12 protein-coding genes are annotated in these 12655 nt (G+C 51.0%); 5 read left to right on the plus strand and 7 right to left on the minus strand.

Going from position 1 to position 12655, the window contains the following annotated elements; translation table 11 throughout:
• Positions 1 to 192 precede the first annotated feature (192 nt).
• From glpA to EA14781_RS08625, 4 genes are all read left to right on the plus strand, one after another.
• Positions 193 to 1821: an anaerobic glycerol-3-phosphate dehydrogenase subunit A gene (gene glpA / locus EA14781_RS08610; protein WP_000857291.1), complete on the plus strand. Its 1629-nt coding sequence runs from the start codon at positions 193 to 195 to the stop codon at positions 1819 to 1821.
• Positions 1811 to 3070 (plus strand): glycerol-3-phosphate dehydrogenase subunit GlpB, encoded by a 1260-nt coding sequence (gene glpB / locus EA14781_RS08615; RefSeq protein WP_001209878.1) that lies wholly within the window; start codon positions 1811 to 1813, stop codon positions 3068 to 3070. The genes glpA and glpB overlap by 11 nt, the downstream gene beginning before the upstream one ends.
• Entirely contained in the window at positions 3067 to 4257 is a 1191-nt protein-coding gene (glpC, locus tag EA14781_RS08620; RefSeq protein WP_001000348.1) for an anaerobic glycerol-3-phosphate dehydrogenase subunit GlpC, read from the plus strand. The genes glpB and glpC overlap by 4 nt, the downstream gene beginning before the upstream one ends.
• A gap of 193 nt (positions 4258 to 4450) precedes the next feature.
• Positions 4451 to 5389, plus strand: a complete 939-nt coding sequence (locus EA14781_RS08625) for an ISNCY family transposase (RefSeq protein ID WP_000140545.1) — start codon at positions 4451 to 4453, stop codon at positions 5387 to 5389.
• A 42-nt stretch (positions 5390 to 5431) separates the two neighbouring features.
• On the opposite strand, the gene yfaU is transcribed toward EA14781_RS08625, so the two are convergent.
• The 6 genes from yfaU to EA14781_RS08655 form a co-directional block, all read right to left on the minus strand.
• The gene (yfaU, locus tag EA14781_RS08630) at positions 5432 to 6235 is read right to left on the minus strand and encodes a 2-keto-3-deoxy-L-rhamnonate aldolase (protein ID WP_000992972.1); all 804 of its coding nucleotides are present in this window, start codon (positions 6233 to 6235) and stop codon (positions 5432 to 5434) included.
• Positions 6236 to 6251: 16 nt separating this feature from the next.
• Positions 6252 to 7541, minus strand: coding sequence for an MFS transporter (locus EA14781_RS08635; RefSeq protein ID WP_000100880.1), 1290 nt, complete (start codon positions 7539 to 7541; stop codon positions 6252 to 6254).
• Between the two features lie 56 nt (positions 7542 to 7597).
• Entirely contained in the window at positions 7598 to 8803 is a 1206-nt protein-coding gene (rhmD, locus tag EA14781_RS08640) for an L-rhamnonate dehydratase (RefSeq protein ID WP_002461728.1), read from the minus strand.
• Between the two features lie 13 nt (positions 8804 to 8816).
• Positions 8817 to 9599, minus strand: a complete 783-nt coding sequence (locus tag EA14781_RS08645; RefSeq protein WP_000894199.1) for an IclR family transcriptional regulator — start codon at positions 9597 to 9599, stop codon at positions 8817 to 8819.
• Positions 9600 to 9814: 215 nt separating this feature from the next.
• Positions 9815 to 11017: a nicotinamide mononucleotide deamidase-related protein YfaY gene (locus tag EA14781_RS08650; protein WP_000921651.1), complete on the minus strand. Its 1203-nt coding sequence runs from the start codon at positions 11015 to 11017 to the stop codon at positions 9815 to 9817.
• A gap of 102 nt (positions 11018 to 11119) precedes the next feature.
• The gene (locus EA14781_RS08655; protein WP_002461725.1) at positions 11120 to 11662 is read right to left on the minus strand and encodes a YfaZ family outer membrane protein; all 543 of its coding nucleotides are present in this window, start codon (positions 11660 to 11662) and stop codon (positions 11120 to 11122) included.
• Positions 11663 to 11943: 281 nt separating this feature from the next.
• Here EA14781_RS08655 and nudI point away from each other — a divergent pair, with 281 nt between their 5' ends.
• On the plus strand, positions 11944 to 12369 hold the full coding sequence (nudI, locus tag EA14781_RS08660) for a nucleoside triphosphatase NudI (RefSeq protein ID WP_010330642.1): 426 nt from the start codon (positions 11944 to 11946) through the stop codon (positions 12367 to 12369).
• Between the two features lie 39 nt (positions 12370 to 12408).
• On the opposite strand, the gene EA14781_RS08665 is transcribed toward nudI, so the two are convergent.
• Positions 12409 to 12655, minus strand: a 247-nt coding sequence (locus EA14781_RS08665) for a lipopolysaccharide core heptose(II)-phosphate phosphatase (RefSeq protein ID WP_042335531.1), incomplete at its 5' end; no start/stop codon positions are given.

Genomic DNA, 12655 nt, shown 5'->3' on the forward strand with positions numbered 1-12655 from the left:
GCGATGTTAATTAATCATTCATTTCATGAATGTGAATTACCGCACACATTTATGAATAAAATTCAACAAATGTTCAAAATGACGCACGAAATCACGTTTCACTTTCGAATTATGAGCGAATATGCGCGAAATCAAACAATCAATCATTTTTATATGGCTAAATGATAAAAAACGAACTTTTGAGGGATAACAATGAAAACTCGCGACTCGCAAACAAGTGACGTGATTATCATTGGCGGCGGCGCAACGGGAGCCGGGATTGCCCGCGACTGTGCCCTGCGCGGGCTGCGCGTGATTTTGGTTGAACGCCATGATATTGCCACTGGCGCTACCGGGCGTAATCATGGATTACTACACAGCGGCGCGCGCTATGCGGTGACAGATGCAGAATCAGCGCGCGAATGTATTAGCGAAAACAAGATACTGAAACGCATTGCGCGTCACTGTGTCGAACAAACTAATGGCCTGTTTATCACTCTCCCGGAAGACGACCTCTCCTTTCAGGCGACTTTCATCCGCGCCTGCGAAGAGGCAGGAATTAGTGCAGAAGCTATTGACCCGCAGCAGGCGCGCATTATCGAACCTTCTGTTAACCCGACACTGATTGGCGCGGTAAAAGTCCCTGATGGCACAGTGGATCCATTTCGTTTGACCGCAGCCAACATGCTTGATGCCAAAGAACACGGCGCAGTTATCCTTACCGCACATGAAGTGACGGGTCTGATTCGCGAAGGCGCGACGGTGTGTGGCGTGCATGTGCGTAATCATCTCACTGGCGAAAAACAGTCGCTACATGCCCCTGTCGTCGTTAACGCTGCCGGGATCTGGGGGCAACATATTGCCGAATATGCCGATTTACAGATTCGCATGTTCCCGGCAAAAGGATCGCTGCTGATCATGGATCACCGCATTAATCAGCACGTGATTAACCGCTGCCGTAAACCTTCCGACGCCGATATTCTGGTGCCTGGCGACACCATTTCTCTTATTGGTACGACATCTTTGCGCATTGATTATGACGAAATTGACGACAATCGGGTGACGGCAGAAGAAGTCGATATTTTATTGCGCGAAGGGGAAAAACTGGCGCCGGTAATGGCGAAAACGCGTATTTTGCGGGCCTACTCTGGTGTACGTCCACTGGTGGCAAGTGATGACGATCCCAGTGGACGTAATGTTAGCCGTGGCATCGTTTTACTCGATCACGCTGAGCGCGATGGCCTGGATGGGTTTATCACGATTACTGGCGGTAAACTGATGACCTACCGTCTGATGGCGGAATGGGCAACTGATGCAGTATGCCGCAAACTCGGCAACGCACGTCCCTGCATCACCGCAGATACCCCGTTGCCGGGCTCACAAGAACCGACTGAAGTCACATTGCGTAAAGTGATTTCCCTGCCTGCCCCACTTCGCGGTTCTGCCGTTTATCGTCATGGCGATCGCACACCTGCGTGGCTTAGCGAAGGTCGTCTGCATCGCAGCCTGGTCTGTGAATGCGAAGCCGTTACGGCAGGCGAAGTGCAGTACGCCGTAGAAAATCTAAACGTTAATAGCCTGCTGGATTTACGTCGCCGTACCCGTGTCGGAATGGGCACTTGTCAGGGCGAACTCTGTGCCTGCCGCGCTGCCGGACTACTGCAACGTTTCAATGTCACCACCTCCGCGCAATCTATCGAACAACTTTCCACCTTCCTTAATGAACGCTGGAAAGGCGTGCAGCCCATTGCCTGGGGAGATGCACTGCGCGAAAGCGAATTTACCCGCTGGGTTTATCAGGGACTGTGTGGTCTGGAGAAGGAGCAGAAAGATGCGATTTGATACAGTCATTATGGGCGGCGGTCTTGCTGGATTACTCTGCGGCCTGAAACTGCAAAAGCACGGTCTACGTTGCGCGATTGTCACTCGTGGACAGAGCGCGCTGCATTTCTCGTCTGGATCGCTGGATTTGCTGAGTCATCTGCCAGACGGACAGCCAGTGAATGATATTCACACCGGACTGGAAGCGTTAAGCCAACAAGCCCCTGCACATCCTTATAGTCTGCTCGGCCCACAACGTGTACTCGACCTTGCTTGTCGGGCGCAATCGTTGATTGCAGAAAGCGGCGCACAATTGCAAGGCAGCGTAGAACTGGCGCACCAACGGATTACCCCACTCGGCACTCTGCGCTCGACCTGGCTAAGCTCACCGGAAGTGCCAGTCTGGCCACTGCCAGCAAAGAAAATATGTGTGGTGGGGATAAGCGGCCTGATGGATTTTCAGGCACATCTTGCGGCAGCTTCGCTACGCGATCTGAAACTGGAAGTTGAAACTGCCGAAATAGAGCTGCCGGAACTGGATGTTCTGCGCAACAATGCGACTGAATTCCGCGCCGTGAATATTGCGCGTTTTCTTGATAACGAAGAAAACTGGGCGCTGTTATTGAGGGCCCTTTTACCTGTTGCTAATATCTGTGAAATGATCCTGATGCCTGCCTGCTTCGGTCTGGCGGATGACAAACTCTGGCGTTGGTTGAACGAAGAATTACCTTGCTCATTAATGTTGTTGCCAACGTTGCCGCCTTCAGTACTGGGTATTCGTTTGCAAAACCAGCTTCAACGTCAATTCGTACGTCAGGGAGGCGTATGGATGCCGGGTGATGAAGTGAAAAAAGTGACCTGCAAAAATGGCGTTGTGAACGAAATCTGGACGCGCAATCACGCAGATATTCCACTGCGTCCACGCTTTGCCGTGCTAGCCAGCGGTAGTTTCTTTAGCGGTGGACTGGTAGCAGAACGTAATGGCATTCGCGAGCCGATTCTCGGCCTTGATGTCCTGCAAACCGCAACGCGCGGAGAATGGTATCGGAGTGACTTTTTTGCGGCCCAACCGTGGCAACAGTTTGGTGTAACCACTGACGAAGCGCTACGCCCGTCGCTGGCGGGTCGAACCGTAGAAAATCTGTTTGCCATTGGGTCAGTGCTGGGCGGATTTGATCCCATTGCTCAGGGATGCGGGGGCGGCGTTTGCGCTGTCAGCGCATTACATGCTGCTCAACAGATTGCCCAGCGTGCAGGAGGTCAACAATGAACGACACCAGTTTCGAAAATTGCATTAAATGTACAGTTTGCACCACCGCCTGCCCGGTCAGTCGGGTAAATCCGGGTTATCCGGGACCGAAACAGGCCGGACCGGATGGCGAACGTCTGCGTCTGAAAGATGGCGCACTGTATGATGAGGCGCTGAAGTACTGCATTAACTGCAAACGTTGCGAAGTCGCCTGCCCGTCCGATGTGAAGATTGGCGATATCATTCAGCGCGCCCGGGCAAAATATGACACCACGCGCCCATCTCTGCGTAATTTTGTCCTGAGCCACACCGATCTGATGGGCAGCGTTTCTACGCCATTCGCACCAATAATAAATACTGCCACCTCGCTGAAACCGGTGCGGCAATTACTTGATGCGGCGCTAAAAATCGACCATCGCCGCACGCTGCCGAAATACTCCTTCGGCACTTTCCGCCGCTGGTATCGCAGTGTGGCGGCGCAGCAAGCGCAATATAAAGATCAGGTGGCGTTCTTCCACGGTTGCTTCGTCAACTACAACCATCCGCAACTGGGTAAAGATTTAATTAAAGTGCTCAATGCGATGGGCACTGGCGTGCAATTGCTTAGCAAAGAGAAATGTTGCGGCGTGCCGTTAATTGCCAATGGTTTTACTGATAAGGCGCGTAAACAAGCCATCACTAACGTGGAATCGATCCGCGAAGCGGTAGGCGTAAAAGGCATTCCGGTCATTGCCACCTCCTCTACCTGTACCTTTGCCCTGCGCGACGAGTACCCGGAGGTGCTGAATGTCGACAACAAAGGCTTGCGCGATCATATTGAACTGGCGACCCGCTGGCTGTGGCGCAAGCTGGACGAAGGTAAAACCTTGCCGCTAAAACCGCTGCCGCTGAAAGTGGTTTATCATACCCCGTGCCATATGGAAAAAATGGGCTGGACGCTCTACACTCTGGAACTGTTGCGTAAAATCCCCGGGCTTGAGTTAACCGTACTGGACTCCCAGTGCTGTGGAATTGCCGGAACCTACGGTTTCAAAAAAGAGAACTATCCCACTTCACAAGCTATCGGCGCGCCGCTGTTCCGCCAGATAGAAGAGAGCGGCGCGGATCTGGTGGTTACCGACTGCGAAACCTGCAAATGGCAAATAGAGATGTCCACCAGCAAACGTTGTGAACATCCCATTACGCTGCTGGCGAAAGCGCTGGCTTAACCTGCCTCCTGATGCCCGGTAAGTACATTGCTTATCGGGCATTTTTGCGTACGCGATTCCGCACCCAATGTATGCATTTCATCACAGTGAAAATTCCCCGGAAAACGTCTCGCAAAGGCTGAAACTGACAGATGTCAAAGGCCTGAGATACCCGTAATGTCGCGTCATCATAAACATCAGGTGACGGACAACCATGACAGAATCAACAACATCCTCCCCGCATGATGCGGTGTTTAAAACGTTTATGTTTTCACCTGAAACCGCGCGGGATTTTCTGGAAATACATCTGCCGGAACCGTTGCGTAGACTTTGCAATCTGCAAACGTTAAGGCTGGAGCCCACCAGTTTTATTGAAAAAAATTTACGCGCTTACTACTCGGATGTTTTATGGGCGGTGGAGACCAGCGACGGCGAAGGATATATCTACTGCGTGATTGAGCATCAGAGTTCGGCGGAAAAAAACATGGCGTTTCGACTGATGCGTTATGCCACCGCCGCCATGCAACGCCATCTGGACAAAGGCTATGACAGAGTCCCGCTAGTGGTGCCAATGCTGTTTTATCATGGCGAAACCTCGCCCTATCCGTACTCTCTCAATTGGCTGGATGAATTTGACGATCCGCAACTTGCCCGACAGATCTATACCGAGGCATTTCCGTTGGTGGATATCACCATCGTGCCTGACGACGAAATCATGCAGCATCGCCGCACGGCCCTGCTGGAACTTATCCAGAAACATATTCGCGACCGTGATTTAATCAGTCTGGTCGACAGGATCACTACGCTTTTGGTTAGAGGCTTCACTAATGACAGCCAATTGCAAACACTGTTTAATTATCTGCTGCAATGCGGCGATACCTCCCGTTTCACCCGTTTTATTGAGGAGATTGCCGAACGTTCACCGCTACAAAAGGAGAGATTGATGACTATTGCTGAACGACTGCGACAGGAAGGGCACCAAATTGGCTGGCAGGAAGGTAAATTGGAGGGATTGCAGAAAGGTAAAGTAGAAGGTATGCGTGAACAAGCCATTAAAATTGCTTTGCGAATGCTGGAACAGGGCATCGATCGTGACCTGGTGCTCGCAACGACCCAACTCAGCGAAGCGGATCTGGCAGCAAAACCCCACTGATCAACACAAAGGCCCACAGGTAATCCCCGTGGGCCTTTGATTTTAATAGCTTCCTTTTATTCGTTGCCTGTTTTTGCCTGATTTAAACATCGCCAGACGCTTATCCAGAGCATCACTGTAGAGCATCGTATCAACGCCAACAGCGACAAAGTTCGCCCCCCATGCAAGGCATTGCTGTGCCATATCCGGGTCCACAGCCAGAAAACCAGCCGCTTTCCCTGCAGTACGGATTCGTCGGATGCTGGTTTCAATAATATGCTGCACTTCCGGGTGTCCGGCGTTATCCGGGTAACCTAACGATGCAGAGAGATCCGCTGGCCCAATAAACACGCCATCAATTCCTTCAACGTCGAGAATTTCATCAAGATTATCCAGCGCCGTTTTACTTTCCACCTGTACCAGCAAACAAAGCGAATCATTGACCCGCGCCATATAATTTTCAATGCGCCCCCAGCGAGCGGCCCGCGCTACGCTGGCGCCTACTCCTCGTTCGCCGTGAGGTGGATAGCGCATCGCAGACACCACCTGCCGCGCCTGCTCGGCGGTATCTACCATCGGGATCAACAGAGTTTGCGCCCCAATATCCAGCACCTGTTTAATCAGCGACTTACTGCCCTCAACAGGGCGAATCACCGGCTGGCAGGCATAGGGCGCTATCGCCTGTAACTGGTGATAGAGATCCTGAATGGTGTTTGGCGCATGCTCCCCATCAATCAACAACCAGTCATAGCCGGAGGTGGCGGCAATTTCTGCCATATAAGAAGTAGTCGAGCTCAACCACAGACCGATTTGCACTTCTCCCTTGCATAATCGTTCTTTGAAGGGATTGGTTAATAATGCGTTCATAATGTTCCTTGACCTGTTAATGATGTGCCGCGTCGGTCTGCGCAACCGTGCGATTTACACGCAGAGTAAAGATGATCAGCGAACCGATAACCGCCACCGCTGCCAGCGTCAGTAATCCCGCCGCATCGCTGGCAAACAGCGTTTCTGCTTTCACACGCAAAATCGGGGCGATAAAACCACCGACTGCGCCAAACAGGTTTACAAAACCAATCCCCGCAGCCAGCGCCGTACCGGAAAGCAGTTGGGTCGGCATAGTCCAGAACACCGGCTGCACGGCAATAAACCCTATTGCCGCAACACACAGCGCAACAATCGCCAGTACTGGCGAAAGCAGACCAGAAAGCCCGATACCAATGCCTGCAGCCAGTAATGTCAGCGCCGCAATAATGCGCCGTTCGCCAGTTTTATCGGAGTAACGAGGAATAAGCCAGGTGCCAAACAGCGCAGCAACCCACGGAATGGCGGTGACCACTGAGGCCGTAAAGCCGACTTTTGTGCCCAGCAATGCAGCAACCTGCGTCGGTAAAAAGAAAATTAATCCATAAACCGCCACCTGAATAGTCAGGTAGATAATCGCCAGTTGCCAGACTCGCCCATTACGCAACGCATCGCTCAGTCGCGAAGTCACTTTCTGTTGCTCTTCACTTGTTAGCTGCTGAATAAGCAATGTTTTTTCTTCTTTGCTCAGAAAACGCGCCTGTTGCGGTGTGTCATCGAGCCAGAAGAAAGTGAATACGCCTGCGCCCACCGCCAGCAATCCTTCAATCACAAACATCCAGAACCAGCCGGGATGTCCCATAAATCCGTGCATCTCCAGTAGCGCCCCGGAAAGTGGTGAACCGAGCGTTAATGCCAGCGGCGCCCCCATATAGAACAGTCCCATGATGCTGGCGCGATTACGTTGTGGAAACCATTGCGAGGTAAGATAAATCATCCCCGGGAAAAACCCGGCTTCCGCGGCGCCAAGCAGAGTGCGAATTATCAGAAATTTCGCTTCAGTATCGGCCCATGCCATGGCTGCCGAAAGAAATCCCCACAGCAGCGTCGTCGTACCAATCCAGCTTCTGGCCCCCAGTTTGCGCATTAACAGATTTGCCGGAACACCGAGAAACGCATACACCACAAAGAAAATACCGGCACCTAACGCATAAGCTTCATTGCTCAGCCCGGTATCTATCTGGTAGGTCTGTTTGGCGAAACCAATATTTGAACGATCGAGAAACGCCAGTACGTATAGCGCCAACATAAACGGAATCAAACGCGCGCGGTTTTTCTTCACCACGGCGTCAAGCAAAGCGGTGCTCATAAGAAGCTCCTTAGAACATGTGGGCGTTACCGTTATCACCGCAACGCCCGGAGTGATTAGTGGCTGTAGGGACGTTTCAGATTGCAGTCACGATTGAGTTCAACGCCGAAGCCAGGTTTATCGAGCACCGACTTGTGAATACGACCATTCACTGGCACCGGTTCATCGCGCAGAATGGGATCAAACTGCAGACGCATCGTTGAACAATCCGGGCTGGTCATCAGGAATTCACTGAAGGGAGTATTGGTAAAGGTGATCACCGCATGGTGAGAGTAGACAGATGATCCATGTGGCACCACCAGCTGTCCGCGTGATTTGGCGATTGCGGCAATTTCCACCAGCGTGGTCAGGCCGCCACACCAGCCGACATCCGGCTGCATAATATCAATACCGGTTTCTGCAAGCGTGCGGAAAGATTGCAATGTGCCGTGGTGTTCACCACTGGTGACCATCATTCCCGCAGGTGCGTTGCGTTTTAGTTCGCGATAACCTTCATATTGCTGTGGCGGCAGGCACTCTTCGATCCATTTCAGGTTATAAGGCGCGCAAGCGTGGGCCAGTTTGGTGGCATAATTCACGTCCTGACTCATCCAGCAGTCGAGCATCAACCAGAAATCCTCTCCGCATTTTTCACGCATATCCGCGACCATCGCGGCATCTTTACGGATCCCCGCATCACCATCATGCGGTCCCCAGTGCGTCGGCATCTTGCCGCCGATAAATCCCATCTCTTTTGCCAAATCCGGGCGCGCACCAGTGGCATAGAACTGAATTTCATCACGTACTGCACCGCCTAAGAGTTTGTAAACCGGCAGCCCGACCACTTTGCCGAACAGATCCCACAGCGCCAGATCAACACAGGAAATCGTGTTCATTACCAGACCGCCTGAACCGGAGTAATACATAGTCGCATTGAGCATTTGATCGTGGATCAGTTTGATATCACTGACACATTTGCCCTCAATAAAACGGTTAAGGTGCTTTTCGACAATAAAACATCCCATTTCGCCAGCCGTGGATACGGCGAATCCGGTCTGGCCGTTTTCCGCTTCGACTTCAACAATTAACGTACCAAGGACGTTAATGCCAAATGACTGACGGGACTGTTCATAATCGCGGTACTTACTCATCGGAGTAGCGATATGATCGTCGATCCAGTGATTCGCCCCCTGGTCGTGATAATCACCGCCGCCAGCGCCTTTTTCTGCTGTTGCGCCACCAGTAAACCAGGCGCGAACCTGTTTGATTTTGGGTAGGGTCATAATGCTCTCCATTTTATGATGCCAGTAAGTCAAAGGGACTTTTCCATCCCAGCAGGCGTGAAATATCTTTGGCGCAGGCAATGGCCTTCCCCGCCAGATAATCACGGTTTTCTTCATTGATTTGTAAACGCGTACCCACTACCGATATCGCGGCGGTAAGTTCGTTATTGGCGTTAAACACCGGTGCGGCGACGCAACGAACATCGGCGTAATCTTCACCGTTGTCATAGCTCCAGCCCTGGCATCGAATACGCGCCAGTTCCTCGTGAAGTTGTTGTGGGTGAGTCATCGTCATCGGTGTCGCCTGTTCCCAGTTCAGCCGCTCGATGATGCTTTGCCGTACAGTATCTGGCTGCCAAGCCAGCAGGCATTTGCCTATCCCGGATCGATAAAGCGACAAACTTTTTCCTTCATGGGAGCGCACGCTGATGGTGGCAGAGGATTCCACTTTCAGAATGTAATAAGCACTGCCGTTATCGATAATCCCCAGGTGGCAAAGCAACCCGGTGGTATCCATCAGTTGCGTCAGACGTGGTCGTGCCAGTTCACGGAGATCCATCTTGCTTAACGCATGACCAGAAAGCTCCACCAGTTTGGTCCACAGACAAAAATTTTCCTGATGATCGAGGCTAAGAAAACGTTGCCGCTTGAGCTCGTTAAGCAGCAGATAGGCCGTGCTTTTGGGGATTCTCAGCGTGTCGATGATTGTCGCGGCGCTACAGGGGCCAATGCGGGCAATCAAATTGAGAATATCAATAGCCCGTGTCAGGGCGGGAACTTTACTTGATTCCAACATACTGGACTCCAGTCTTAGATACTGGAATCAGTCTCTTCGCTCAGGGCAGGTAAAATTGTGAAGCGCATCAAATCCCATTTCTCGTCCAGAGGACTGGAGAAATTACGCATAAATTTGTGGATTGGCGCACAGATTTTTTCTTACTGAGTACAACATGTTGGACAATTTTACGGGGGGGAATGTGCCGGTGTCGTAAACCGGCACAGTGTGGCTGATCAGGCGGTTAAAGTCAGCGACTCAATAATGTCAATCCAGCCATGCTCGCTGGCAACATCCTGACCGTTCAACCAGCGACGCAGCATATTCAGCGCCATCATTGCGCACACGTCCTGGCGCACGCCCTGGTCGTAACGCGTGGTACTGAAATGTACACGCAGAGCGAAAGTACCGTCAGGCGTGGATAGCGCAAAATTAAGATGTTCGTTCTCAAGGCCAGAGATAGCCAGCGCCAGCCCAGCGAAATGGTTCGCCCGCCGTTCCGCTATCCAGTGCGCTGTCTGCGCCAGTGTTTCTTCCTGTGATGGCACCACTTCGCAGGCCAGCAACGGCGCTCCCACGCGGGAAAGTTGCAGTGCCAGCAAGCCGCCGGTAAATTGTTCGCTTAAGGTCAGGCTGAACTGGCGTTTATGCAATTCACGGCAGATTTGTGCTGGCAGTCCTTCGGTACCTTCAAAAATTATGCTCTGCCCGGCGACGCGCTTCACTTCCAGCCACAGTTTTTCCATCGTCTCTTGTTCTGAGGCGGGTCCGGTCAGTTTCAGTTCGATTATCGGCATGGATGAGCGATAGCCCATCGTCACGCCTGGCGGCAGTTGTAGGTAATCCAGACTTTGCGCCAGATCGCTTTCTGAACGCCCAAAAGTGGTCAATCTCAAACAAACTGGCGGCTGTGGCAGGGAAAAACGCTCACGCAGACGTGGCAGAATTTCATGCTCAACCATCACCTTAAATTCCGATGGGACGCCGGGGGTGAAAAACATCAGGCAACGATTGAGCTGCACGGCAAAGCCACAAGCGGTTCCCACCGGATTATTGATAAACTCAGCGCTGACGGGCAGTTCCGCCTGCTTACGATTGCTCGGCGCCATCATCCGACCACGTTCGCGGAAATAGCGCTCCATCTCCGCCAGCCAGCCTTCGTGCAACACCAGCGCCTCGCCTTTTGCTTTTGCAGCAGCCAGGGCGCTTAAATCATCGCTGGTCGGCCCCAATCCGCCATTTACAATCAGCACATCGGCATACTGACTGCGTTCACGAAGAATGGAGACTAAATCCTCAAGGTTATCGCCTACCGTATTGCGGCGAGATAACGGCAACCCCTGATGGAAGAAAAAATCGGCCAACCAGGCAGCGTTAGTGTCAACGATTTGCCCATGTAACACTTCATCCCCGGTGGAGAGCATTTCCACTTTTAACATTGCTTTCTCCTGATTTTGTTATCAAATCACTATAACGCAAAGGGAGACAAGGCGGGGGAAGAAACTAACTGGCGCGGCAGAACGTCGCGCCAAAAGACGACATCAGAAACTGGCATTTACCCCAACATACGGACCATCAGCAATAGCGTTATCTCGATTGCCATCTTTACCCGCCAGGTTCAGATAACGGTAACCCGCTTCAATACTGAGCGGACGCATAATGGTATAACGCGCCCCCGCATTCGCTTCTTCATAGCTTTGAATGCCGCTGGAGAGCGAGTCTGGAGAATAATAATACTCACCAAACAGGCGGAAACTATTGCCAACTTTCCACTGCAAGCCACCGCCTACTGCCGCCGCATAACCTTCATTATTGTCGTTAGGGTTGGTGTAAACCCCTTTTCCACCCACCGTCGCCATTAACGGACCAAGCGGTAGATTGAGGCCCAGACCAACTCCGGCAACATCACCATCATCATCGTTATGCATCCAGTTACCGCTTAATGCCAGTCCCGTGGTTTCAGTACCAAAACCGACGCCAATGTTGGTATATTCTTTACCTGCCTGACCACTGATACTCATCGCATTAACAGATGCAGATACCAACAGCATTCCAGCCAGACTTAATAGCGCACTCTTTTTCATTTTTACTTTTTCCCGCAAGAAGATAATCAAAATTCCCCAAAGCTGCGGGATTGTACTGCCTGACGCCGGGGATTCAATGAGCGAAAAAAGTGATCTACTAACTTATTGTAACTAAATGCTTCTTGAATAGTTAAGCAATGAAAAAGTAATAACAAAAAAATTAATCGCCACAGGAATAATCATCATCGTGGTTATCATCGCAAAAAAGATCAATGCCACTTTCACGCGCGTATTCGTTGCCGTATTCTTTTATTTTCTTTTCAATTATAAGGAAGACTCCTGTGCGACAACGGACTATTGTTTGCCCCTTAATTCAAAATGATGGCGCTTACCTACTGTGTAAGATGGCTGACGATCGCGGCGTGTTTCCGGGACAATGGGCGCTGTCAGGCGGTGGTGTAGAGCCTGGCGAGCGTATTGAAGAAGCATTGCGCCGGGAAATCCGCGAAGAGCTCGGCGAACAACTGATTCTTACCGATATCACGCCATGGACCTTCAGTGATGATATTCGCACCAAAACTTATGCAGATGGACGCAAAGAAGAAATTTATATGATTTACCTGATCTTTGACTGCGTCTCTGCTAACCGGGAAGTGAAAATTAATGAAGAGTTTCAGGAATACGCATGGGTAAAACCTGAAGACCTGCCAGCATACGATTTGAATGTTGCGACCCGCAAAACATTACGTTTAAAAGGTCTGATATAAACCAATAGTGGCAGCAATTACGGCTGTCACTATTAATTCTCAATGATTAACAAATTCGCCATCAAGAAAAACTTTCCCTTTTTCAACATGCATCACCAGACCATCAAGATAATCAGGGTTAAATGTCACATCACGTTTATCTTTAGCAAGATACGTCAGACAATGGTTATGAGTGAAAATGACGATGTTTTTATCGGGTGATTTTGTTTGCACATTTTTTATTGTGTTATAAATTTCACTGCCACATTGCAAAAGTTTTTTATCTACCGTCAGTTTTTTACCTGCA

Origin of the sequence: Escherichia albertii NBRC 107761 = DSM 17582, assembly GCF_000759775.1 — a bacterium.
In the GTDB taxonomy this organism is placed as follows: domain Bacteria; phylum Pseudomonadota; class Gammaproteobacteria; order Enterobacterales; family Enterobacteriaceae; genus Escherichia; species Escherichia albertii.

Bases quoted from the DNA above. Each gene is read 5' to 3' on its own strand.
- EA14781_RS08655 (WP_002461725.1), bottom strand. From the start codon at position 11,662: ATGAAAAAGAGTGCGCTATTAAGTCTGGCTGGAATGCTGTTGGTATCT.
- glpC (WP_001000348.1), top strand. From the start codon at position 3,067: ATGAACGACACCAGTTTCGAAAATTGCATTAAATGTACAGTTTGCACC.
- yfaU (WP_000992972.1), bottom strand. From the start codon at position 6,235: ATGAACGCATTATTAACCAATCCCTTCAAAGAACGATTATGCAAGGGA.
- rhmD (WP_002461728.1), bottom strand. From the start codon at position 8,803: ATGACCCTACCCAAAATCAAACAGGTTCGCGCCTGGTTTACTGGTGGC.
- EA14781_RS08625 (WP_000140545.1), top strand. From the start codon at position 4,451: ATGACAGAATCAACAACATCCTCCCCGCATGATGCGGTGTTTAAAACG.
- EA14781_RS08650 (WP_000921651.1), bottom strand. From the start codon at position 11,017: ATGTTAAAAGTGGAAATGCTCTCCACCGGGGATGAAGTGTTACATGGG.
- glpA (WP_000857291.1), top strand. From the start codon at position 193: ATGAAAACTCGCGACTCGCAAACAAGTGACGTGATTATCATTGGCGGC.
- EA14781_RS08635 (WP_000100880.1), bottom strand. From the start codon at position 7,541: ATGAGCACCGCTTTGCTTGACGCCGTGGTGAAGAAAAACCGCGCGCGT.
- EA14781_RS08645 (WP_000894199.1), bottom strand. From the start codon at position 9,599: ATGTTGGAATCAAGTAAAGTTCCCGCCCTGACACGGGCTATTGATATT.
- glpB (WP_001209878.1), top strand. From the start codon at position 1,811: ATGCGATTTGATACAGTCATTATGGGCGGCGGTCTTGCTGGATTACTC.